At 71.9% G+C, this 22,731-nt stretch carries 17 protein-coding genes; 7 read left to right on the top strand and 10 right to left on the bottom strand.

The window, feature by feature from the left end; translation table 11 throughout:
- Positions 1-160 precede the first annotated feature (160 nt).
- On the top strand, positions 161-1,705 hold the full coding sequence (locus EMA17_RS17790) for a glycosyl hydrolase family 18 protein (RefSeq protein WP_126638031.1): 1,545 nt from the start codon (positions 161-163) through the stop codon (positions 1,703-1,705).
- Positions 1,706-1,764: 59 nt separating this feature from the next.
- Here EMA17_RS17790 and EMA17_RS17795 read toward each other — a convergent pair whose 3' ends face one another.
- From EMA17_RS17795 to EMA17_RS17805, 3 genes are all read right to left on the bottom strand, one after another.
- On the bottom strand, positions 1,765-2,433 hold the full coding sequence (locus EMA17_RS17795) for a response regulator (RefSeq protein ID WP_126638032.1): 669 nt from the start codon (positions 2,431-2,433) through the stop codon (positions 1,765-1,767).
- Positions 2,430-3,617, bottom strand: coding sequence for a sensor histidine kinase (locus tag EMA17_RS17800; RefSeq protein WP_126638033.1), 1,188 nt, complete (start codon positions 3,615-3,617; stop codon positions 2,430-2,432). The genes EMA17_RS17795 and EMA17_RS17800 overlap by 4 nt, the downstream gene beginning before the upstream one ends.
- Positions 3,618-3,692: 75 nt before the next feature.
- On the bottom strand, positions 3,693-5,891 hold the full coding sequence (locus tag EMA17_RS17805; protein ID WP_126638034.1) for an MMPL family transporter: 2,199 nt from the start codon (positions 5,889-5,891) through the stop codon (positions 3,693-3,695).
- 362 nt (positions 5,892-6,253) lie between these two features.
- On the opposite strand from EMA17_RS17805, the gene EMA17_RS17810 reads away from it, so the two are divergent.
- Entirely contained in the window at positions 6,254-6,988 is a 735-nt protein-coding gene (locus tag EMA17_RS17810; protein WP_126638035.1) for a TetR/AcrR family transcriptional regulator, read from the top strand.
- On the opposite strand, the gene EMA17_RS17815 is transcribed toward EMA17_RS17810, so the two are convergent.
- Complete coding sequence (locus tag EMA17_RS17815) at positions 6,972-9,062, bottom strand: ATP-binding SpoIIE family protein phosphatase (protein WP_126638036.1); 2,091 nt, start codon at positions 9,060-9,062, stop codon at positions 6,972-6,974. The genes EMA17_RS17810 and EMA17_RS17815 overlap by 17 nt on opposite strands.
- Before the next feature lie 174 nt (positions 9,063-9,236).
- On the opposite strand from EMA17_RS17815, the gene EMA17_RS55370 reads away from it, so the two are divergent.
- Entirely contained in the window at positions 9,237-9,908 is a 672-nt protein-coding gene (locus EMA17_RS55370) for a TetR/AcrR family transcriptional regulator (protein WP_126638037.1), read from the top strand.
- Between the two features lie 60 nt (positions 9,909-9,968).
- On the opposite strand, the gene EMA17_RS17825 is transcribed toward EMA17_RS55370, so the two are convergent.
- Positions 9,969-10,910, bottom strand: a complete 942-nt coding sequence (locus EMA17_RS17825) for an aldo/keto reductase (protein WP_126638038.1) — start codon at positions 10,908-10,910, stop codon at positions 9,969-9,971.
- Positions 10,911-11,097: 187 nt separating this feature from the next.
- Here EMA17_RS17825 and EMA17_RS17830 point away from each other — a divergent pair, with 187 nt between their 5' ends.
- Genes EMA17_RS17830 through EMA17_RS17840 form a run of 3 tightly spaced genes read left to right on the top strand, consistent with a single transcriptional unit; the run spans position 11,098 to position 13,753 of the window.
- The gene (locus EMA17_RS17830; RefSeq protein ID WP_126638039.1) at positions 11,098-11,667 is read left to right on the top strand and encodes a hypothetical protein; all 570 of its coding nucleotides are present in this window, start codon (positions 11,098-11,100) and stop codon (positions 11,665-11,667) included.
- Positions 11,668-11,716: 49 nt separating this feature from the next.
- A complete protein-coding gene (locus EMA17_RS17835) occupies positions 11,717-12,499 on the top strand; it encodes an SDR family NAD(P)-dependent oxidoreductase (RefSeq protein WP_126638040.1) in 783 nt (260 codons plus the stop codon).
- Positions 12,500-12,529: 30 nt separating this feature from the next.
- Positions 12,530-13,753: a DegT/DnrJ/EryC1/StrS family aminotransferase gene (locus EMA17_RS17840; protein WP_126638041.1), complete on the top strand. Its 1,224-nt coding sequence runs from the start codon at positions 12,530-12,532 to the stop codon at positions 13,751-13,753.
- A 53-nt stretch (positions 13,754-13,806) separates the two neighbouring features.
- Here EMA17_RS17840 and EMA17_RS17845 read toward each other — a convergent pair whose 3' ends face one another.
- The 4 genes from EMA17_RS17845 to EMA17_RS17860 all read right to left on the bottom strand — a co-directional run bounded on the left by EMA17_RS17845 (position 13,807) and on the right by EMA17_RS17860 (position 20,004).
- Complete coding sequence (locus tag EMA17_RS17845; RefSeq protein WP_126638042.1) at positions 13,807-14,754, bottom strand: alpha/beta hydrolase; 948 nt, start codon at positions 14,752-14,754, stop codon at positions 13,807-13,809.
- A 53-nt stretch (positions 14,755-14,807) separates the two neighbouring features.
- Positions 14,808-16,742: a flavin-containing monooxygenase gene (locus tag EMA17_RS17850; protein WP_126638043.1), complete on the bottom strand. Its 1,935-nt coding sequence runs from the start codon at positions 16,740-16,742 to the stop codon at positions 14,808-14,810.
- 339 nt (positions 16,743-17,081) lie between these two features.
- The gene (locus EMA17_RS17855; protein ID WP_126638044.1) at positions 17,082-18,707 is read right to left on the bottom strand and encodes an MFS transporter; all 1,626 of its coding nucleotides are present in this window, start codon (positions 18,705-18,707) and stop codon (positions 17,082-17,084) included.
- Between the two features lie 244 nt (positions 18,708-18,951).
- A complete protein-coding gene (locus tag EMA17_RS17860) occupies positions 18,952-20,004 on the bottom strand; it encodes a hypothetical protein (protein WP_126638045.1) in 1,053 nt (350 codons plus the stop codon).
- A 398-nt stretch (positions 20,005-20,402) separates the two neighbouring features.
- Here EMA17_RS17860 and EMA17_RS17865 point away from each other — a divergent pair, with 398 nt between their 5' ends.
- On the top strand, positions 20,403-21,149 hold the full coding sequence (locus EMA17_RS17865) for a FadR/GntR family transcriptional regulator (RefSeq protein ID WP_126638046.1): 747 nt from the start codon (positions 20,403-20,405) through the stop codon (positions 21,147-21,149).
- A 64-nt stretch (positions 21,150-21,213) separates the two neighbouring features.
- Here EMA17_RS17865 and EMA17_RS17870 read toward each other — a convergent pair whose 3' ends face one another.
- Positions 21,214-22,620 (bottom strand): aldehyde dehydrogenase family protein, encoded by a 1,407-nt coding sequence (locus EMA17_RS17870; RefSeq protein ID WP_126638047.1) that lies wholly within the window; start codon positions 22,618-22,620, stop codon positions 21,214-21,216.
- Between the last annotated feature and the right edge of the window lie 111 nt (positions 22,621-22,731).

Raw genomic sequence — 22,731 nt, forward strand, 5'->3', positions numbered from 1 at the left:
CGCGAAACTCTGGTCCAGACCAATCTGGTACAGACCATTGACCGGTGGTTCGGACCCTTCCTAGGCTCATGCAGCCGCGACGGGGTGTGTCGTAGCTCTCGACACGCCCGCGCGGCGACGCAGTCTCCCCGTACGTTCGGACCGAGTTCGAGGAGTTCCCTTGAGCACAGGCACCGCACGACCCGTCACGCACACGCGAGACCCCGATCGGCCGGGCACCAGGCGCGGTCGTCTGCTCATCGCTCTGCTCACGGCCCTGCTGTTGCCCCTGGGTGCCCTGGTCGGGCTGACCGGGCCGGCCCATGCCGAGGGCACCGGCGGCTCGGAGACGTCCGGCTGGGGCCGGGACCGGCCGCCGACCGCGCCGGGCAGGCCGCACGCGAGCCACGTCACCGATACGTCGGTCAATCTCTCCTGGCGCGCGGCCAGGGACGACCGGGGCGTGCGCAACTACGACGTGCTGCGCGACGGCGTCAAGGTCGCCACCGTGCGGCACACGTCCTACGTCGACCGCGGCCTCAACACCGGAACCGGCTACACCTACACCGTCGTCGCGCGCGACACGAGGGACCAGGTCGGTCCCGCGAGCGCTCCCGCGAAGGTGCGCACCACCGGCGAAGCGAAGGTCAAGCTGGGCTACTTCACCAACTGGGGCCCCTACCTGGCCAAGAACATCGACACGTCCGGCACGGCCCGCAACATCACCCACATCAACTACGCGTTCGGCAACGTCGTGGACGGCAAGTGTGTGGTCGGCGACCCCTGGGCCGACTACCAGAGGCCCTACACCGCCGCCGACAGCGTCGACGGTGTCGCCGACACCGCGGAGCAGCCGCTGAAGGGCCACTTCAACCAGCTGCGCGAGCTGAAGAAGAAGTACCCGAACCTCAAGATCCTCTACTCGTTCGGCGGCTGGACCTGGTCCGGTGGCTTCACCGAGGCCGTGCGGAACCCGGCCGCGTTCGCCGAGTCGTGCCACAGCGTGGTCGAAGACCCGCGCTGGGCCGACGTGTTCGACGGCATCGACCTGGACTGGGAATACCCGAACGCGTGCGGTCTGACCTGTGACGCGAGCGGCTTCGAGTCGATCAAGACCCTGCTGGACGCCACACGTGCCCGCTTCGGCGCCGGCAACCTGGTCACCGCGGCCATCACGGCCGACGCCGCCCCCGGCGGCAAGCTCGACGTCGCCGACTACGGCGGCGCCTCGGGGGCCGTGGACTGGTACAACGTGATGACGTACGACTTCTTCGGTTCGTGGATGGCGCAGGGTCCGACCGCCCCGCACTCGCCGCTGACGTCGTACCCGGGCATCCCCGTGCCGAACTTCAACTCGGCCGACGCCATCGCCAAGCTCCGGACCAAGGGCGTGCCCGCGAAGAAGCTGCTGCTCGGAATTCCGTTCTACGGTCACGGCTGGACGGGCGTGACCCAGAGCGAACCGGGAGGCACCGCGACCGCGCCCGCGTCGGGTGACGGCAGCTACCGCGCGCTCAAGGTCCGTTGCCCCGCCACCGGCATGGCCGGCGGCACCTCGTACGGCCACTGCGGCAACGAATGGTGGGGCTACGACACGCCGGCCAGCCTCGCCGTCAAGACGAAGTGGGCCAAGGAACAGAAGCTGAGCGGCGCCTTCTTCTGGGAGCTGAGCGGCGACACCGAGAACGGCGAACTCGCCGCAGCGCTCAACGGCGGACTGGGATAACCCACTCGACCCGGGAAAGGTCGCGGCCGGACCGAGTGGGGCCGGCCGCGACCGCGGGCTCAGGCCCCGGGTCTGACGAGGCCGCTCTGATAGGCGATGACGACCAGTTGGGCGCGGTCGCGGGCGCCGAGCTTGGTCATGGCCCGGTTGACGTGGGTCTTCGCGGTGACGGCGGTGACGTGCAGGCGTTCGGCGATGTCGTGGTTGGACAGGCCCAGTGCGGCGAGGATCATCACCTCGCGTTCGCGCGGCGTCAGGAGGTCGAGTCGGCGGCCGGCGCGCGGGTCGGCGGCGGCGGGTTGGGCGACGACCCGCGCGATGAGTTGGCGGGTGGCGGTGGGGGAGAGCAGGGCGTCGCCGGCGGCGACGGTACGGATGGCGTCGAGCAGATCGGGCGGGTCCACGCCCTTGCCCAGGAAGCCGCCGGCTCCGGCGCGCAGGGCGTCGACGAGGTGTTCGTCGACCTCGAACGTGGTGAGGATGAGGATCCGGACGCCGGCGAGGTCCTCGTCGGCGCAGATGCGGGCGGTGGCCTCGATCCCGTCGAGGACGGGCATGCGGATGTCCATCAGGACCACGTCCGCGCGTCGGCTGCGCGCGAGTTCGACCGCCTCGGCACCGTTGGCGGCCTCACCGACGACCTCCATGTCCGGGGCGCTGTCGATGAGGAGTTTGAAGGTGCCGCGCAGGAGTGCCTGGTCGTCGGCGAGGAGGACGCGGATGGTCATCGGGGGGCTCCGGAGTCTCCGGGGGTGAGCGGCAGGGGAAGTTCGGCCGTGACGCGATATCCGCCCCGGTCGCCCGTGCCGGTGTCGAGGGTGCCGCCGAAGGCGTGTGCGCGTTCGCGCATGCCGATCAGGCCGTGCCCGTCGTGGTCCGCGGCGCCGGCCGGGCCGCCCCGGCCGGTGTCGGTGACGTCGACGCGCAGGGTGCCCTCGCCGTAGTCCAGGCGGACGTGGGCGGTGGCGGGTCCGGCGTGCTTGGCCGTGTTGGTGAGTGCTTCCTGGATGATGCGGAACGCGGCGAGCTCGACGGACGGCGCCGCCGGCCGCGGTGTGCCGATGACGGTGACCTCGACCGGGAGCCCGGTACCGCGAAACGACGCGGCGAGGTCGTCCAGATCGGCCAGGGTCGGCGCGGGCGCGCGCGGATCGGTGTCCCCGTCCTGCCGCAACAGCCCCACCGTGGCGCGTAGTTCGTCCAGCGCGGCCCGGCTGGTGTCGGTCAGTTGGGCCAGCGCCCGGTAGGCGGCTTCGGGGTCGGTCAACACCAGATGCCGGGCGACGCCGGCCTGGGCGTTGACCAGGGTGATGTGGTGGGCGACGACGTCGTGCAGGTCACGGGCGATGCGTACGCGCTCGGCGGCGACCCGGCGGGCGGCCTCGTCCTCGCGGGTGCGTTCGGCGCGCTCGGCACGGTCGTGCAGCGTGGCGAGGTAGGCGCGCCGGGAACGGGTGGTGTCCCCGATGGCGACGGCGAGTACGAGTACGTCGAACCACGCGAGCGTGTGCGCGTCGAGGATGCTCCGGGATCGGGCCGCGGCCAGCCCCGCGGTCAGGCCCGCGCAGACGACCAGGCCGATGGCCCAGGCACGAGCCCGGGGCAGCCGCGAGGCCACGGTGTAGAGGGCGACGAGACTCGCGCCCGGCAGCAGCACCGGGTCCGCGACGACGGCGAGTTGCACGCTTTCGACCGCCACGACCGCGGCCAGGACGAGCACGGGCGCGCGGGTGCGCCACACCAGCGGCACACACGCGGCGGCGGTCCACGACACCGGCGCGGCGCGTGGACCGTGCCACCCGGACGGGCCGGCCATCGAGGCGAAGACCGCCAGCACCACCAGCAGCACGGCCGGGAGCGCGTCCCGAGCCCTCGGGTGCCGGGCGAGCCGGTTCCGCGCCGACTTGATCATCTGCACTCCTGTACGGTACGCAGCCGGGACCGGCGCGCGGTGGAACGCGCCGACCCCGGAGCCGGATGTGGCCGCTCAGCGCCCGACGGGCGCCGGCCGGTCGACGGGCCGGACGGGTTCCTCGGGCTCGGGCGCGCCCTCGACGGAGATCCGGGGCAACACCCTGTCCAGCCATCGGGGCAGCCACCAGTTGGCCCGGCCGACCAGGTGCATCAACGCGGGTACCAGGACCATGCGCACCACCAGCGCGTCCAGGGCGATGGCGGCCGCGAGGCCGACGCCGAACGTCGCGATCACCCGCATGCCGCCGCCGGCGAACGCGGCGAACACGGCGAACATTATGGCCGCCGCGACCGCGATGACCCGACCGGTCTCGGCCTGGCCGACCCGGACCGCGCGGTGGTTGTCCCGGGTACGGGTCCATTCCTCGTGCATGCGACTGACCAGGAAGACCTGGTAGTCCATGGACAGTCCGAACATCACACCGATGACCAGGATGGGGATGAACGCCTCGATCGGCCCGGCCGAGCCGACGCCCAGGAGTTCGCTGCCGAACCCGTGCTGGAACACCAGCACGATCGTCCCGAGCGCGGCCCCCAGGGTCAGCACGTTGGTCAGCGCGCCGATCAGCGGTACCAGCAGGCTGCGGAAGGCGATGGTCAGCAGGATGAAACCGAGCACCACGATGATGCCGACGAACAAGGGGAGTTGGGCCACCACGGCGGCGGCGAAGTCGTTGCTCGACGCGGTGGCGCCACCCACGTGGACGCGTAGGGTGCTCTGCCGCTCCGCGGCCGGGATGACGTCGTCGCGCAACCGCTCGATCAGGTCGGTGGTCCGCGCGGACTGCGGGGAGGTGGTCGGTACCACCGAGACAACCGAGAACGTGCGCTCGGGCGAGGCAGCTGGGGCCTGCACGGCGGCGACGCCGTCGGTGTGGGCGAGGCGTTCCACCAGCCGGGCCAGGCCCTGACGGGCCGCGTCGTTGGGGGTCTGGGCGGCCAGCACGAGCGGGCCGTTGAAGCCGGGGCCGAACCCTTCCGCCAGCATGTCGTACGCCTTCCGGCTCGACGACGACGCCGGGTTGTTGCCCGCGTCGGCCGCGCCGAGCCGCAAGGACAGCGCCGGGATCGCGCACACGGTCACGATCACCAGGGCGAGCGCGCCCATCCGCCCGGGCCGGCGCCGGACGTTCGCCGACCAACGACCCCAGAACCCGGCCGCGTCCCGCCGGCGCCGGGGTCCGTTCGCCGCGAGGTCCCGTCGTTGCCGGCGGCCCAGCACCCGCGGACCGAGCATGCCCAACAGGGCCGGCAACAGCGTGACGGCGGCGAGCACGGTCAGCGTCACGGTCAGCGCCGCGCCCAGCGCCATGCCGTCGAGGACGCCGATACCCAGGGTGAGCATGCCCAGGAGGGCGATCACCACCGTCAGGCCGGCGAACACCACCGCCCGCCCGGAGGTGTCCAGGGCCCGCGCCACGGACGCGCCCACGTCGGCGCCGGCCATCAGGCCGCGGCGATGCCGGTCGACGATGAACAGGGCGTAGTCGATGCCCACCCCGAGCCCGATCAACGCGCCCAACGTCGGCGTGACGTCGGACAGGGCCATCACGTGACTCAGCAACATCGTGGCCGACATCGCGGTGAGCACACCCGCCACGGCCGTCACGATCGGCAGCGCCGCCGCCCACGCGGAGCGAAACACCAGGAACAGCACCAGCGCGGCCGCCGCGATGCCGACGACCTCGCTCGACTTCGACGCCGCGGGGGCCGCGGAGAAGGTCTTGCCGCCGAGTTCCACCCGCACGTTGTCGGTGCGGGCGGCACCGGCGATCCGCTCGACCCGGTGCACGTCCGCCTTGTCCAGGGCGTCGCCGGCCTCGGCGAAGTTCACCGTCGCGTAGGCCGTGTCCCGGTCGGCGCCCACCTGTTGGGAGCCCCCGGCCGTGTAGGGACTCTGCACGGCGGCCACGCCGGGCGCGTGCGCGATGGAGTCGAGCACGGCGCTCATGTGCTCGCGCACCGCGGGCGCGGTCGCGTCGGAGCCGTCGACGGTCTGCCAGACCACGATCCCGCTCGCACCCGCCGCGGCCGGTGCGTGTGCCCGCATCAGCTCGACGGCCGTCGCCGACTCGGTGTTCGGCATCTTGGCGTCGCCGTCGAACCTCGGTCCCGCGGACAGCGCCGCGATCCCGAGGGCGAGTAGCACCCCCGCCCACACGAGCACGACGAGCAGCCGGTGCCTGTGGCACCACCGGGCGAGCGGGGACATGGATCCTCCGGGGAGTCTTGCTTGCGGGTGAAGGGGTACGCGCGAGCCCTCGTGCGGCGGACGAGCCGGGAGTCTCGGCGGCCCGTCGACCAAGGGTCGGGGCCCGGTCACCACCATGCCCGGCACGGGCCCCGCGCGTCGTTGCCCGAACGCAGTCATTCGCGCCTACTGCGATCGCGGCAGACCGCGCCGGACGAGGCCACGTCGCGCGGATGTGCGGCGGTCGGCGCGCCGGCCTCCCCGGCCATTTTGTGTAACCGGTATTCTGTTTCCTGATCGCACCCTCGGCGTACGCGTCCGGGCCGCGGCAGCCTGCGGATCGCCCGCTCGGTGCCGGTGAAAAGCACCGTGAAAGGACCTCGATGACCCAGCCGCCGAAGGCCGCGTCCACGCGCGGTCGTGGCCGTCCGCCGCGACTGTCCCGGGAGAAGATCGTCGATGCCGCGGTGGCACTGGTCTACGAGGATCCGCGCACGCCGCTGACGATCAAGCGGGTGGCGGAAGCCGCCGACTCGGCGCCGATGGCGCTGTACCGGTATTTCCCCGATCGCGACGACCTGCTGCACGCGGTGGCCGACCGGGTGTCGTCCGACATGCGGTTCGACGAGCCGACGGGCGCGACCTGGCAGGAGCGGTTGCGCGGCTGGATGTTGCTGAGCATGGAATACCTGCGGCCCTATCCACAGTTGCTGCCGTACATCGCCTCGACCCGCCAACCGAGCTGGCTGCCGTCCTTCGCGCTGCTGACCGAGATGTTGCGGCCGTTGGAACTGGGCGACGAGGACCTGGCCATGGCCATCACGCTCATCGGCACCACCATCGTGGGCCAGGCGACCCTGGCCGCCACGCGCGTGCCCGCGGTCGAGATGTCCGCGGTCCTGCGGGAGGCGCTCGGCGAGGCGGACGCGGAGGAGCGGGCCAGGGTGGGTCCGGTGATCGACGCGCTGCCCGGTGCGTTCGACCGCCTCTACGACGTCGTCATCGACATCACCATCACGGCGGTCGAATCCCTCGCCGGGGACACCTCCACGACGGGGCCCGCGGCGAAGCGGGTGCGCCGGGCACCGACGAACCCGCTCTTCAGCAGCGCTTCGTAGGCAGGGACTGCTCCGCCCAGATGGTCTTGCCGTGTTGCCGGTATCGGCTGCCCCAGCGCCGGGTGAGTTGGGCGACGAGGAACAGCCCGCGACCGCCTTCGTCGGTGGTACGGGCGCGGCGGAGGCGGGGCTGGGTGTTGCTGCCGTCGGAGACCTCGCAGACGAGCACGTCGCCGCGGATCAGCCGCAGGGTGATGGGGCCGTCGCCGCCGTAGCGGAGGGCGTTGGTGACCAGTTCGCTGACGACCAGCTCGGTGGTGAAGGCGAGTTCGTCCAGCCCCCACTCGGCGAGTCGGCGCACCGCCAGGTCGCGGGCCTGTCCGACGCAGGCGGGGTCGGTGGGCAACGCCCATACGGTGCTGTCCCCTTCGGGCAGCGGGTGCACGCGGGCCAGGAGCAGGGTGGCGTCGTCGTCGCGCGGCTCGTGGGCCGGCGCGTCGAGCAGGTCGCGGGCGGCGTCGGCCAGGTCCCGGTGCGTGGCGTCGACGTGCTCGATCCGGTCGAGCAGCGTGCGCATGCCGCCGTCGAGGTCGTGGTCGGGGCCGGTGACCAGGCCGTCGCTGTACAGCACCAGCACGCTGCCGGGCTCCAGGGCGATGTCGGTGAGCTCGAACGGCATACCGCCGACGCCCAGCGGCGGCCCGGGCTCCAGTTCGACGTACCGCGCGCGTCCGTCCGGGCCGACGACGGCGGGCGGCAGGTGTCCGGCGGAAGCCATCCGGCAACGGCCGGAGACCGGATCGTACTCGGCATACAGGCAGGTCGCCCCCGCGATCGCGGTGGAGCCGCCGGGGTCGCCGGGGAGCCGCAGGATCAGGTCGTCGACGTGGGTCAACAACTCGTCCGGCGGCAGATCCAGATCGGCGAGGGCCTGTACGGCGGTACGCAGCCGTCCCATCGTGCCGCTCGCCGCCAGGCCGTGGCCCACCACGTCGCCGACGACGAGGGCCAGCCGCAGGGAGGACAGCGGGATCGCGTCGTACCAGTCGCCGCCGACGCCCGCGGCGGACGCGGTCGGCAGGTAGGCCCCGAACGTCTCGGCGGCCGGCGCGCCGGTGCTCGCGCCGGCCAGGAGGCTGTGTTGCAGGGCCAGCGCGACCCGGCGCTCACGGGTGTATCGACGGGCGTTGTCCACGCTCAGGGCGGCGCGCGAGGCGACCTCCTCCAGCAGTCGGGCGTCGTCCTCGTCGAAGGCGTCCGGGCGCTCGGTGCGCCACAGCTGCACCGCGCCGAGCAGGTGGCCGCGGGCGAACAGCGGCACCGCCAGGATGCTGTGACCGCCGACGGGCAGGACCCGGCGCAGGGTGTCGGGATCCTGGCCCGGCCCGACGACCACTCGCGGTTTCAGCCAGGTCGCCCCGCGCTCCAGGGTCAGCGCCTCCGGCCTGCCCGGCGGGACCAGGGGCGCCTGCCCGACCGGCACGAGATCGACCGGCCACTGTGCGCCGCCCGGCGCGACCGCGGCCCGGATCGCGGGCGTGTAGCCGGTCGCCGGGTCCCGTACGGGCTCGTCGCCGTCCAGGACCGCCCGGGCCAGGTCCACGGCGGCCAGGTCCGCCCAGCGCGGCACGAGCAGGTCGACCAGTTGTTGCGCGGTCTCCGTGACGTCCAAGGACCCGCCGATGGTCGCCGCGCCCTCGTGCACGATGTCGGCTCGTGATTCGGCGCGCACCTGGTCGGTCACGTCGTGGAGGGTCAGCAGGAGTCCGCGCGGCGGACCCTCGCGCGGGGGGACGCGGAAGATCGCGAGCCGCAGATGCAGCGTGCCGCCGCCCGGAATGTGGGCGACGAGCGGTTGCCGGCCGATGACCGGGGCGTCGGCCGTCAGCGCCCGCCGGAGCAGCACGCCGACGTCGTCGATGCCCAGGGCGGCCGGCAGGGTGTCCGCGTGGTCACCGATCCGGACCGCGACGCGACGGAACAGTGCCGCGTCGGCGTTCACGGCGATCACCCGCAGATCGGCGTCGAGCACCACGAGCCCGATCGAGTCCTGGGTGAACAGGGACGCGGCCAGCTGCTCCGCCCACTCGGGGGGCAGCCCGAGCCCTGGGACGAGCCGGTGCTGTTCGTGCATGCTCGGACCGCTTTCGATACCCCGGGAGCCGGCGGGTGCATTCCAGTATCTCCCCGGTGGCCCGAACGGGCAGGTGAAGCCGTCCGGGCCCGCCCGGGGGCGGGCGCGGACGGGGCGAGCGGCGCGTGGCCGGACCGATGTCGGACGTCCGGGTCGGATCGGTACGCTGACGGCATGCCCGCCCCCACGCGCCGATCCGCCGATTCCGCAGGCCGCTCCTCGGCCCCGGACCTGCGTGCCCAGCAGAAGCGGTACACCCGGCAACGACTGATCGCGGCCGCGGCCGGTCTGTTCGAGGCGAAGGGCTACGAGGCCACGACCGTCGACGACATCGTCGCCGAGGCGGGTGCCGCCCGGGCCACGTTCTACCTGCACTTCACCGGCAAGGGCGACATCGTCGCCGAGTTGGCCGACCACATCTGGGCGGACACGGCCGCGATGTTCGCGGCGTTCGGCGAACTGCCCGACTGGTCGCACGCGAGCATCCGGGCGTGGTTGGGCGCGTACGTCACGCGAGGCGAGGAGAACCGGCAGGCGCTGCGGATCTTCGCCGAGCAGCTGCCGCACGCGTTGCGCGACCAGCACCAGGAGCACGTCAAGGAGTTCGTCGCCCTGCTCACCCGCCCGCCCGAGCGCTGGGCACACCTGTCCAAGCCGGAGGCCAAGCGGCGGGCCTACCTGCTGATCACGCAGTTGGAGACGTTCATGCCCTCGTGGATGGCGGGCCGCTGGAGCCGGGAACGCTCCGCCATCCTCGACACGCTGACCGGCATCTGGCGCAACACCCTCGAGGCCGACCGGGTCGATCCCCTCGCGGACGTCGATCCCGCGAGCGCGCGCGGGTGACCCGCGTCGGTCGTCGGCCGACCGGGACACCGGGTTCGTGCGTGGGTACGGCTCCCCGACCTACCCCGGGTGCCCGGCGGCCGCCTCGGTGACGTCCGCGAGCAGTTCGGGGGACGGATCCTCCAGCGCGGCGGCGTTGCCGGCGACCTGCTCGGCGGAGGTGGCGCCGACCAGCACCGAGGCCACGGTCGGCTGGGCGACCAGCCAGGACAGGGCCAGGCCGGTCATGGTGCGCCCGGTGTTCTCGGCCAGCGTCCGCAGTCGCTCGACCACGGCGAAGTTCGCGTCGGTGGCCACGGAGGCGAAGTAGGGCAGGGCCGCCAGCCGCGATCCCTCGGGAAAGCCCTCTTCGCGCCGGTACTTGCCGGTGAGCAGCCCCGAGGCCAGGGGGAAGTACGGGATGACCCCGACCCCGAAGTGCGCGGCCGCGGGTATCGCCTCGTGTTCCGCGGCACGCGAGAGCAGGTTCCACTCCAGTTGGACCGCGGCGAAGCCGACCGTGCCGCGAGCGCGCGAGGTGTGCACGGCGTCGGCCAGTTGCCAGGCGGCGAGGTTGGAGGCGGCGGCGTAGCGGATCTTGCCCGCGCGCACCAGGTCGTCCAGGGCCGCCAGGGTCTCCTCGATCGGCGTCCGCGGATCGGGGTAGTGCTGGAAGTACAGGTCGATGTGGTCGGTGCCCAGCCGGCGCAGACCGGCCTCGCAGGCGCGGATCACGTGTCGCCGGGACGACCCGCCACCGTACGGGCCCGGGGCGATCGCGCCGCCGAACTTCGTGGCGAGCACCACGTCGTCGCGGCGGGCGCCGAGGGCTTTCCCGAGGATCTCCTCGGAGCGTCCGCCCGCGTAGATGTCGGCGGTGTCGAACAGGGTGATGCCGCAGTCCAGGGCGGCGCCGACGACGCGCGAGGCCGCCGCCTGGTCGATGCGCATGCCGAAGTTGTTGCAGCCGAGCCCGAGGGCGGACACCTCGAGCCCGGTCCGACCGACGGTTGTGTAGCGCATGAAGGCTCCTTCGACGAATGGCCGAGGCGACGGGCGCCCGGCAAGTTATGTGTAACGTATACACGAAATCACTCGGCGAACGGGGTCGTCTTCTTGTGAACGTCATCATAACTATGATAGCCATGATTTGACGCTGCGTCAGATCCAGACCGGGCCGACGCGCCCCCCGCGGACGAGGAGTTTCGACATGGCCGAACCCGAGGACGATCCCGTCTCGCGGCGCCTCACCCACGTGGAACTGCTGTACCGCCCCGGTGAGCGCGCGCAGGCCCGGCGACTGCTCGAACTGCTGGGGTGTCGGGTCCTGGACCGGGGCGGCCACTTCTTCAGCGCCTTCGTCGAACCCGGGGTGACCGACTACCGGAGCAACGTCCTGTACGCGTCCGAGGTGACCCCCCGACAGTGGGCCTTCGAACGGCAACTGGCCGCCGAGAGCGCCGACGGGCCGCTCGCCCGGGCACGGTCGGCCTGGGTCGCGGACATGCGGGCGCATCCCCAGTACACGTACCACTTCGGGCTGCGGCTGCCGCCCGAGGACGCACCGGAGGCGGCCCTGGCGCGCGTCGAGGCGGCCGGTCGCGAGGGCGGCGAACTCGCGGGCCGCGTCGAGGTGGTGGCGGTGTTCCGCCCCGGTGATCCCGGCGCCGCGACCGACACCATGATCCAGGCGTTCGTCCGCACCGACATCGTGGCATGCGGCCTGGTCGGCCTCGGGCAACACATCGAACTCCAATGGCACCTGCCCCCCACGCCCTGACCACCACGAGCGCCGCGCTCGTGGGCGACGCCACTCGAAGGGATCCACCATGTACGACCTCGCGGGAAAGGTCGCGCTCGTCACGGGCGCGGCGCAGGGACAGGGGGCCGCGGAGGCGCGCCTGTTCGTCGCCTGCGGCGCGTCGGTGATGCTCGCCGACGTCCTCGTCGAGCAGGGCGCCGCGCTGGCCGACGAGTTGGGCGACAGGGCCGCCTTCGTGCGGCTCGACGTCGCCGACGAGCGGGACTGGGCGACGGCGGTGGACGCGACCGTGTCCCGGTTCGGCGGTATCGACGTCCTGGTCAACAACGCGGCGGCGATGCGAATCGTGGCGCTGGAGGACGAGACGGCCGCCGACTTCCGCCGCATCCTCGACGTCAACCTGCTCGGCCCCTTCCTCGGCATCCGCGCCGTGGCGCCGCACATGCGCGCGGCCGGCGGCGGGTCGATCGTCAACATCGCCTCGGTCAGCGGCGTGCAGGCGCAGGCCTGGGCGTCCGCGTACTCCGCGTCCAAGTGGGGTGTGCGCGGGCTGACCCGCACCGCCGCGCTCGAACTCGGCGAGGCGGGGATCCGGGTCAACGCCATCGTGCCCGGAGCGATTCACACCGCGATGCTGCCGGGCGATCGCAGCGGCTCCGCACAAGACACCAGGTTCGCCCGACTGCCCCTGGGCCGGGCCGGCGAACCCGACGAGATCGCCCACATGGCCGCGTTCCTCGCCTCGCCCGGCGCCTCCTACGCCACCGGCGCCGACTTCACCGTCGACGGCGGCCTCCTCGCCGGCCCGGCCGCGGCCCCGCGCCCCGCCGGCCCGCTGACCTTCCACTGAACCCCCACCGACCACCCGAAGGGCAATCCCATGAGCGAGCAACAACGCGTCGTCTACGCGAGCGCCGTCTACGACCAGGACGAAGTCGACGCCGTCATGGCGGTGCTGACACAGGGTCAGAACGGCCTGCGGATCGGCCCGAACGTCGCCGAGATGGAGCGCCGCGTGGCCGACCTGTTCGGCAAGCGCCACGGCGTCATGGTCAGTTCCGGCTCCGCCGCGCTGTTCCTGGCCCTGGAGATCCTCGACCTGCCGGTCGGCTCCGAGGTGATCACCTCGCCCCTGACGTTCTCCACCGACCTGTCCTGCCTGCTGCGCGCGGGCATGGTGCCGGTGTTCGTGGACGTCGAGCCCGACACCTTCCAGATCGACGTCACCCGGATCGAGGAGATGATCGGCGACGAGACCCGCGCGATCCTCGTGCCCAACCTCGCCGGCAACGCGCCCGACTGGGACGCCATCCGCGCCATCGCCGACCGACACGACCTCAAGGTGATCGAGGACTCCTGCGACGCGGTGGGCGCGACCCTGCGCGGCACGCCCACCGGCGCGCGCTCCGACATCTCGGTCACCAGCTTCTCGCTGTCGCACATCATCACCGCGGCGGGCAGCGGCGGCATGGTCATGCTCGACGACGACGCCATGCGCGACCGCTGCCTGACCCTGCGCGGCTGGGGCCGACGTTCGGAGGCGCAACTGTTCGGGTCCAAGGCCGGTTCCCGGGACTTCTGGACCGACCTGGACGGCATCAGCTACGACAACATGTTCATCTTCGACGAGGCCGGCTGGAACTTCCTGCCCACCGAACTGTGCGCGGCGTTCGGCGTCCAGCAGGTCAGGAAGCTGGACCGCAACTACGAACGCCGGCAGCACAACTTCACCCGGTTCTCCGAAGTGCTGCGCCGCCATCCGAAGCACTTCACGCCGCCCCGGCAGACGGACGGGCTGAACACGGCGTGGTTGTCGTACTGCTTCCTGGTCAGGCCCGACGCCGGGTTCGCCCGCAGCGACCTGCAGCAGTACCTGGAGGGGCACGGCATCGACACCCGTGTGGTGTGGACCGGCAACGCCGCCCGCCAGCCCTTCATGAAGAACGCGACGTTCCGGCAGCCCGCCGCCGGCCTTCCGGGCGCCGACGAGGTGATGGAGTACGGGATGCTGATCTCCTGCAACCACGGCCTCACCGACGACATGATCGACCACGTCGCCGCGCGGATCGACGCGTTCGTCGGCCGACTCGACACACGTTCGTGAGTTCACGCCCGGCCGCGCGAGACGATGGGATCGCGCGGCCGGGCGTGCCGACGTCAATCGGTGGCGAGGGCCGCGCGCAGGGCCGCGCACACCTCGTCGAGTGCCCGCGAGCAGGCCGGGACGGCGGCGAAGTACGACAGGAAGCCGTGCAGCATGCCGGGATACGGACGGAAGTCCACCGCGACGCCGGCTTTCGTCAAGGCGACGGCGTAGGCCGCGAAGTCGTCGCGCCCGTGGTCGTATCCGGGCGCGACGACGATCGCCGGGGGCAGACCGGACAGGTCGCTCGCGTGCAGGGGGGAGAGGTACGGGTCGCGCGGATCGTGCCCGGCCGCGTACGCCGCCCACATGGAACGGGCGGTCTCCGCGCCGACCATGGGCGCGTGGGCCATCTCGGTCCAACCAGCGCGCTCGGACACCGCGTCCAAGCCGGGGTAGGCGAGCAGTTGACAGCGAAACGTCGGCCCGCCGCGGTCGCGGGCCGCCAGGCAGGCGACGGTCGCCAGATTGGCGCCGGCACTGTCCCCGCCCACGGCCACACGCGTGGGGTCGCCGCCGATCTCGGCGGCGTGCCCGGCGACCCACGACGCGGCCGCGTAGAAGTCCGCGGGCCCCGCGGGGTAGGGGTTCTCGGGCGCCAGGCGGTAGTCGACGGACACGACCAACACCTCGGCCCGAACGGCGATCTCCCGGCACAACGCGTCGTGGGTGTCGAGGTCGCAGACGCACCATCCCCCGCCGTGGCCGAAGACCAGCACGGGCAGCGGCGTCGCGGGGGACGGCGTATAGACGCGTACGGGGACGCGGCCGTCCGGGCCGGGCAGGGTGCGGTCCTCGACACGGTGGACCGCGGACCTCGGTTGGCGGGCGGCGGCGACCCTGGCGTGTTCCCGGATCGCTCGCACACTGTCCGCGGTGACGGGGGGCATGGTGGGAACGTCCACCATGAGGGCCGCCAGTTCGGGCGGAAGCAGCGGATAGTCGTTCGGATCGAAGCTCATGACCTACCTCGGGGATGTGGGAGCCGACGGATGTACGGATCGGCCGGGCGGGCTCAGGTGAGGAGGTATTCGTCCTCCCGCGGCGCGCGGGTCATCCACCAGTAGTCGACCAGGCGCCAGGGGTTGGAGACGACCACGCGGCCGGAAGCGTTGCGGTAGTAGCCGCGAACGGAGGGGTGGCTCCAGACGAGACCGTCCAGGGCCCGGTCGACGGTCTCGTTGTAGGCGTCGTGCGCCTGTTCGGTGGGCTCGATCGCGGTGGCGCCGCGGGCGTGCATGAGGCCCAGGCAACCGAGGATGTAGTTGACCTGCGTCTCGCTGACGATGTTGACGCCGGCGCCGTGGTTCGGGGCGGAGTTGGGGCCGCCGATGACGAAGAAGTTCGGGAACCCGGGCACGGTGATCCCGTGCAGGGCGCGGGGGTCCTCCTCGCCCCAGACGTCGCGCAGGGCGACGTGGTCGCGGCCGGTGACGTCGATGCCGTCGAGCATGGGCAGGAGGTGGTACCCGGTGGCCAGGACGACGACGTCGACCTCGACGACCTCGCCGTCGGCGGTGGCCAGGCCCTCGGCGGTGGCGTGGGTGATCGCCGAGGTCTCCAGGCGGACGTGGTCGCGCCGCAACATGCGGTACCAGTCGCAGTCGCGCAGGATGCGCTTGCCGAACGGCGGATAGGCCGGGACGGCCTTCGCGAGGAGGTCGGGCCGGCCGTCGAGTTCCTCGCGGGCGTAGGCGAGCAGCCACTGGCGGGCGTCCTCGTTGGCCCGGGACACCGACTCGGTCATGGTCCAGTCGGGGTCCACGACCACGCGCGGGTAGTTGCCGTCGGCGGTGATCCAGTAGGTGAGGGTGCGGAACCACTCGGCGTAGAACGGCACGTGTCGCATGGCCCAGCGGGCGCCGTCGGGGACGACGAGGCTGTCGGCGCGGCGCGGCATGATCCACGAGGGTTGACGCTGGAAGACGGTGAGTTCACGGACTCGGTCCACGACGGCGGGGCCGAGCTGCATGGCGCTGGCGCCGGTGCCGATCAGGGCGACGCGCTTGCCGGTGAGGTCGACGTCGGGGTCCCAGGCGGCAGTGTGGATCACCGGACCCGCGAACTTCTCCAGGCCGGGGAAGCCGGGGTACATCGGGCCCTGGAAGAACCCTATGGCGCTGATCACGGCGTCGGCCTGCTCCGTGTGTTCGACACCGTCCGGTCCTCGGGTGGTGACGGTCCAGCGGCGGGTGCCCTCGTCGTAGCGGGCGCCGGTGACCTCGGTGTCGAAGGTGGTGTTCTCGCGCAGGCCGTGGGCGTCGGCGCAGGTGCGCAGGTAGTCCCACACCACCCCGCCGTTCGAGTAGTACTCCGGCCAGTCGGGATTGATCTCGAAGGAGAAGGAGTAGAAGTGGCTGGGGGTGTCCACCCCGATGCCGGGATAGCGGTTGGCCAGCCACGTTCCGCCGAAGTCGGCGTTGCGGTCGTAGACGCGGTACCCGTAGCCGGCCTCGGCGAGCTTGATGGCCGCGCACATGCCGCTGAGCCCCGCGCCGACGACCACCACGTGAAAGCCGTTCGGCGGGCTCGCGCGGACCTCGACGGGGACGGCCTCGCGCGCGCTGAAGCCGCCCTGCTCGCGCAGCAGCGGAAGGAACTCGAGGTCGACGTCCTCGCCGACGCAGACGGAGGCCATGCGCCGGAACAGCTCGTCGGGCAGCGGCCGATCGGCATCCGGCGGGGCGGGACGGGTCAGCGCCTCGGCGAGCAGATCGCGGGCCCGGGCGGCGAGGGCCGCCTGTTCGGCCGCCGGTGTCGTCGGCGCGACGGCCGGGGCGAGTTCAGCCAGGAGCGGTGCGTCGCGGGTGAGCTGGATCAACGACATCAACACGATGCGCGGGTCGGCCTGTTCCAACCGTCGTCGGACCTCGGCCCGATCGGTTTGCGGCAGGGGCAGGGCCGCGGCGCGCGGGCGCGGATAGGCGGCTTCGACGGTGGGCGTGGGCATGCGGGCCTCCGGGAGCGTGGTGCGTCGATGGGAGCGATGTGCCTCGATCGCGGTCGGCCCGGGGCGGGATACCTCCCGCCGGCTGACCACCGAGGATGCTCAATGGACACTGTGTCCAGCGAGCCACATGATGCCCATCCGGGTGACAACTGTCCAGAGCCACCGCAGACATCGGATCGTCCGAGGTCAAAAATTTGTGTATCGACCTCTCGAAATTCGTGGGGCGCGTGCGATGGAATGACCGAAGAGCCGCCGCGGGCATGCCCGCGGCGGCTCTTCGGCGAAGCGTCGCCGGCTGGTGGTGGGGGTCGGATCGTTGTCGCGTGGGTGAATCCCGGGTCAATGAACCTCGAGCGCCGCGCCCCCGGTGGCGGGCGTGCGGCCGGTGCGCATGACCACGGCCAGCACGGTGCCGACGAGTGCCGCCGCGGCCAGCACCCACAGGGCGGTGGTCCATCCGGAATCGGTGTACACCTGGGGTATGTCGGTGGTGACCGTGCCCTGCCCGGTGGGGGAGGGCGACGTCATCCGGAACGCGTGCGCGGACAACACCGCCGTCACGACCGCGGTGCCCAGGGCGGCGCCGAACGACTGCGCGACGGCGAGCATCCCGGCCCCGACGCCCGACGACTCCTTCGGTACGGCCTCGACGATGAGGTTGTTGGCGGCCGCGTAGTACATACCCATACCGACGCCGTAGAGGCTCATCACGAGCATCACCGCGAACCAGGTGCCGTGGAAGCCGGCCAGCAGCACCATCGACCCGGTCAGCACGGCCATGGCGGCCACGAGCGGGGCACGCAGGCCGGAGCGTTGTCCCCACCATCCGCCGACCGGGCCGGCGACCATACCGGTCGCCGACATGCCGATGGTGATGTGCACGGCGTACCCGAGCAGACTCAGCCCCAGGGCGTACCCCATCCCGCCCTCGAACCCGATGACTTGACGCATCATCTCGACCGGCGCGTGCGCCTGCGCCGCGGCTCCGGCGAGGATACGATCCGTGATCTCGCCCGCGTCGGTCTGCGCCATGTACGGAACGGCGAGGCCCGCGCCGCCGATCACCACGTTCGCCAGGAATCCGATCGCCAGGACGATCGAGACCTTGGGGGCCCGCAGCAGCCTCGGATCCATCATCGGCGCCGGCGTCCACGTCTCCCAGACCCAGAAGACCACCAGCACCACCAGGCCGGCGAGCAGGTAACCCCAGGCCGAGGGTCTGCTCCAGCCCCAGCTCTGACCCTGGCTCAGGTACACCAGGACGAGCGCGGCGCCCACGCCGACCAGCACCGCGCCCACCCAGTCGAGCTCCTGGCGGGCCCGAACCCTGCTCTCGGGCACCACCCACACCATGAGGGGGATGAGCACGAGCATGTAGACGACCAGGAACCAGAACAACGACCGCCAACTGTGGGACTGCGTCAGTGCGCCGCCCACGAGCGGGGACAACACCCCCGACAACCCGAAGCCCGTCGCCAGCGCGCCGATCGCGACGGGTACGTATCGGCGGGGCACCAGGTCGCGGAGCAGACCCACCGCGATGGCGGTCAGGGCGAAGCAACTCGCCTGCAGGGCCCGGCCGATCAGGAACAGGGTCCAGTCGTGCGTCGTCGCGCACAGCAGGGACCCGGCGAGGAAGGAGACGCTGCCCGCCAGCATGACGCGGCGTTTGCCGTACAGGTCCGCGAGGTTGCCCACGATCGGCGTCGTCGCTCCGCCGACCAGGCCCAGGATGATGACCATCCAGGTGAGGTTGTCCCCGACCTCGGGCCAGGTGTGGCCCACCTGCTGGACCGCCGGCGCGATCATGGCGTATTGCAGGGGCACCACCTCGGCGAACATGATGACGACGGCCACGACCGCGAACACGCGCCCCGGCCCGGCGCCGTCGAGCCGGCCGGTGTCGACCTCGATTTCGTTTCCGACTTTCCCGGCAGGAGGCTCGGCCTCGGTCCGAGTGGCCATGGGGGTTCCTTTCGCGCGGTGGTTCGTCTCCCCGGGACGTGGGCGCGCACGGCGCGACACCGGGGAGGGACGCGGGTTCGAGGGCGGGGGTGAGGTGACCCGGGCGCGTCGACCGCGGCGAACACGGAAGGCGCCGCGGGTGGGACGCCGGGATGTCTCTCCCGGGTCGCGAAGGCTGGTGGGTCCACGCGCCCGTGCGCTCCGTGCGGGAGGGGGCGGACGGGCGCGCGTTTCGCGGGACGGGTCAGACCGCGCCCGGTGTGGCCCAGTCGGTGGTGGGGGCGATCGTGTAGGTCGCGATGAGGGCGCGGATGAAGTCCTTGTCGTTCATGGGGTCCGAGGGTTCGGCGACCTCGACGCCCCGGGCGCGCAGGTCCGCCAGGAGGCGTTCGAAGACGATGTCGTGGGTGAGGTCGTCGGTGTGGTCCATGTTCTTCGCCAGTTCGTCGCGGTCCGCGTAGACCTCGGCGTTCCAGTGCACCAGCAGGCGCATCTCCTCGGGCCGGTAGCGGCGGATCGCCTCGCCGTCGGTGGTGATCGCCCAGTCGTCGCGGGAGGCGTCCCAGCCCAGGAGCGAGCGATTCTTCAGCCCCGGTGTGTCGCGCTCGTCGAGGCGGCCCACCGGGTCGCCGCGGTGGAACATCGCCTCGTTCTGCACGACCACGCCCTTGTTCCACAGGGGGTGGTCCAGGCGCTTGGGGTCGCCGAGCGGCCCGTCGGGCCAATACGTGAACGTGCCGTTCTCGCCCAGGTACCACCACGTGATGACCTGGGCCATCTTCACCAGGTGGTCGGTGAACAGCCCGGAGCGGCCCATGACGTTCAGCAGCCACGTGGGGGAGTTCTCGTAGCGGATGCCGCGGAAGGTGACCGCGTCCAGGTGCGAGGTGAGTGTGCTGTGGTGCGGGCCGCAGAAGTTGAACAGCATCATCGTGGGGCGGGCGTACTCGGCGCCCCAGTACGCCTTCGCCAGGTCCAGGAATCGCGAGTTGTAGAAGCAGTCCGACAACTCGGGGTACAGCACCGTGGAGTTCCGGGCGAAGAACCCGCGGAAGTGGGCGCCGGCGACGTCGTCGAGCGTGAGATCGAGGACCTGGTCGTTGTCCGGACCGCTGGAGGTGGCGACCAGCTCCTCGATCGAGTCGAAGGTCTGGGCGATGATCGTCCGCCACGGGCCGTGCTGCTTGAGGACGTCGAGGATGCGACGGTGCTGGTCGTCGGTGTACACCCCTTCCAGGACCCTGGGCGGTGCCACCGGTCGCAGGATGTCGTTCAGCTGTGTCAGGGTCCGACTCATCGTGGGGTCTCCGTTCCGGGCGGGCCGACGCTCGGTGGCCGCCTGTGAATATTCAGTCCGTACACACATTCCGACCCGCGGAATGCCGACCCCTCGCCGGGCGGAGCGAATCGCCGGACTCGGCGCATGGGGTCGAGGGATTCCGGGGCTGTCGCGATACCGGGAGCAACCCGTCGGAAGTGGTGGTTTCCGGCACAGTAGGCCGACGGGAAGACAAGGTCAACCGGATTTGCGTTGCTGTTACGCGAAAGCCTGCCATCCGTCGGCGCGATGTGCCACCCCCGAATCGTTCGGGATCGCCCCGGAGGCACGGCACGACGCCCGGTACTGTTTCCTGTACAGGAATAGGTCGAGTCGGACACGTTGCCGGTGTTCGCCGGGGATCGGGCGGGGCGGGTATGAGCACGAACATCGAGGACAGGTCCTGGCGTGGGCCCAAGGCGTCGCAACGGCTGGCGCAGGTCCTGGCGCGGCCGATCCTCACCGGCGCCCTGCGTGAGGGCGACCGCCTGCCCAACGAGCAGGAGATGATGCTGCGCTACGAGGCCGGTCGCCCGACCGTGCGCGAGGCGCTGCGACTGTTGGAGACCCGCGGCCTGATCATGCTCAAGAGCGGTCCCGGAGGGGGGCCGATCGTGCGACACCCGGGCAAGGAGAGCCTGGGGGATTCGCTCAGTCTCCTGCTCCAGATCGAGGGCGCCTCCTTCGGCGACGTCGCGGACGCGCGCCGGGCGCTGGAGCCGATGCTCGCCCGGCGCGCGGCGGAGCGGATCACCTCGGAGCAGGTGGTCGAACTCGACGAGACGGTGCGCCTGCTCCGGGACAACCCCGGCGACCAGCAGGTGTTCGCCGTCCAGAACCAGCGATTCCACGCCGTGGTCGCGGAGGCGGCGCGCAGTGTCGTGCTGGACGTGTTCGCCAGTTCGCTGAAGGCGCTGGCGGACGGCGTACGGGTGGGCGTGACCTATTCGGCACGCAAACAGGCCGCCGTCGCGACGGCCCACGAGGTCATCGTGGCGGCCCTGCGCACGGGCGATCCGGACGCCGCGGAGGCGGCGATGCGCGAACACCTCGAGGAGGCCGAGCGGTATTGGCGTCGTCGATACCCAGACCTGATGGGCCGCCCGGTCGAGTGGACGTACTGAGCTCGCGCGACCACGGCCCCGGCCCCGGCCCCGGCCGGGCCCGCCGTGCCGGGGCCCGCCGCGGTCACAGTTGCAGCGACTGCAGTTCGTAGTACTCCGCCAACCCGGCGCGGCCGAACTCGCGGCCGCGGCCGGAGGACTTCACGCCGCCGAAGGGGGCGGCGGTGTGGAAGCGCCCGCCGTTGACGTCGACCTGCCCGGTGCGCAGCCGAAGCGCCACGGCGCCGGCGCTCTCCGGGTCCGGGCCCCAGACCGCGCCGGAGAGGCCGTATCGGGTGCCGTTGGCGATCCGGACGCCCTCGTCCACGTCGTCGTAGGGGGTGATGGCCAGGACCGGGCCGAAGACCTCCTCCTGCCCGAGTTCCGACTCCGGCGCCACGTCGGCGAACACGGTCGGGCGCACGAAGAAGCCGCGGTCGACGCCGTCCGGCGCGTGCGCGCCGCCGGTGGTGAGTCGGGCACCGTCGGCGGCGGCGCGCTCGATGAATCCCCGGACCCGGTCGCGCTGGGCGGCCGAGACCAGTGGCCCCTGTTTGGTGGCCGGGTCGGCGGGATCGCCGAGGGTGAACCGGGCGGCGGTCGCGCCGGCCGCCTCCACCGCCTCGTCGTAGAGCGAACGGTGCACCACCAGGCGGGTCAGCGCGAGGCAGGTCTGGCCGGAGTTGAGGAGGCAACTGTTCACGGTCGCCCGCGCGGCCGCGACCGCGTCGGCGCCCGGAAGCACCAGCGAGGCCGATTTGCCGCCGAGTTCGAGCTGCACGCGCTTGAGGCCGGCCGCGGCGTGCACGGCCAGGCCGGCCGCCGTGGAGCCGGTGAAGGAGACCATGTCCACCTCGGGATGACGTACCAGCGCGTCGCCGATCTCGGGACCGAGGCCGGACACGAGATTGAACACCCCGGGCGGGAAACCGGCCGCGTCCACCGCCTCGGCGAGCAGGTGCGGGACCAGCGGGGCGACCTCGCTCGGCTTGAGCACGACGGGCGAGCCGCTCAGCAGCGCGGGCACGACCTTGGCCACGATCTGGAGCAGCGGGTAGTTCCAGGGGGTGACGGCCACGACCACGCCGACGGGCCGGCGGTACACCAGCGAGTTCGCGACCGCACGGCGTTCCTCGATGCCCTCGGCCGCGGCGAGGAAGTCGTCCACGGCGCCGATCGGCAGCATCGTCTGCAACGCGCGGGCCACGCGTACCGGGGTGCCGACATCGCGCACGACGGCCGAGGTCAGCTCGTCGGCGCGGGCCGCGAGCACGTCCCGGAGCCCGCGCACGAGGGCGACGCGCTCGGACTGCGGCGTCGCCGCCCAGCCGTCCGCCGCACGGCGCGCGGCCCGCACGGCGGCGTCCGCGTCCCGGGCGGTGCCGCGCGGGACGTGATCGTAGACCTGTTCGGTCGTCGGGTCGAGCACGGGGATGGTGGCCGGGGACGAGGGGTGGCGGAAGCGTCCGTCGAGGTACATGGTCGGCGGCATGAGAGTCCTCCCGATGGGGTGGGGGCGGCCGGGGCAGGATGATGGCCCTTGACGATTTCTCGGGTCAATGATCTATTCCATGTACATAGATAGCACGTCGATCGAGAGGCG

This window comes from Embleya hyalina (assembly GCF_003967355.1).
GTDB lineage: Bacteria > Actinomycetota > Actinomycetes > Streptomycetales > Streptomycetaceae > Embleya > Embleya hyalina.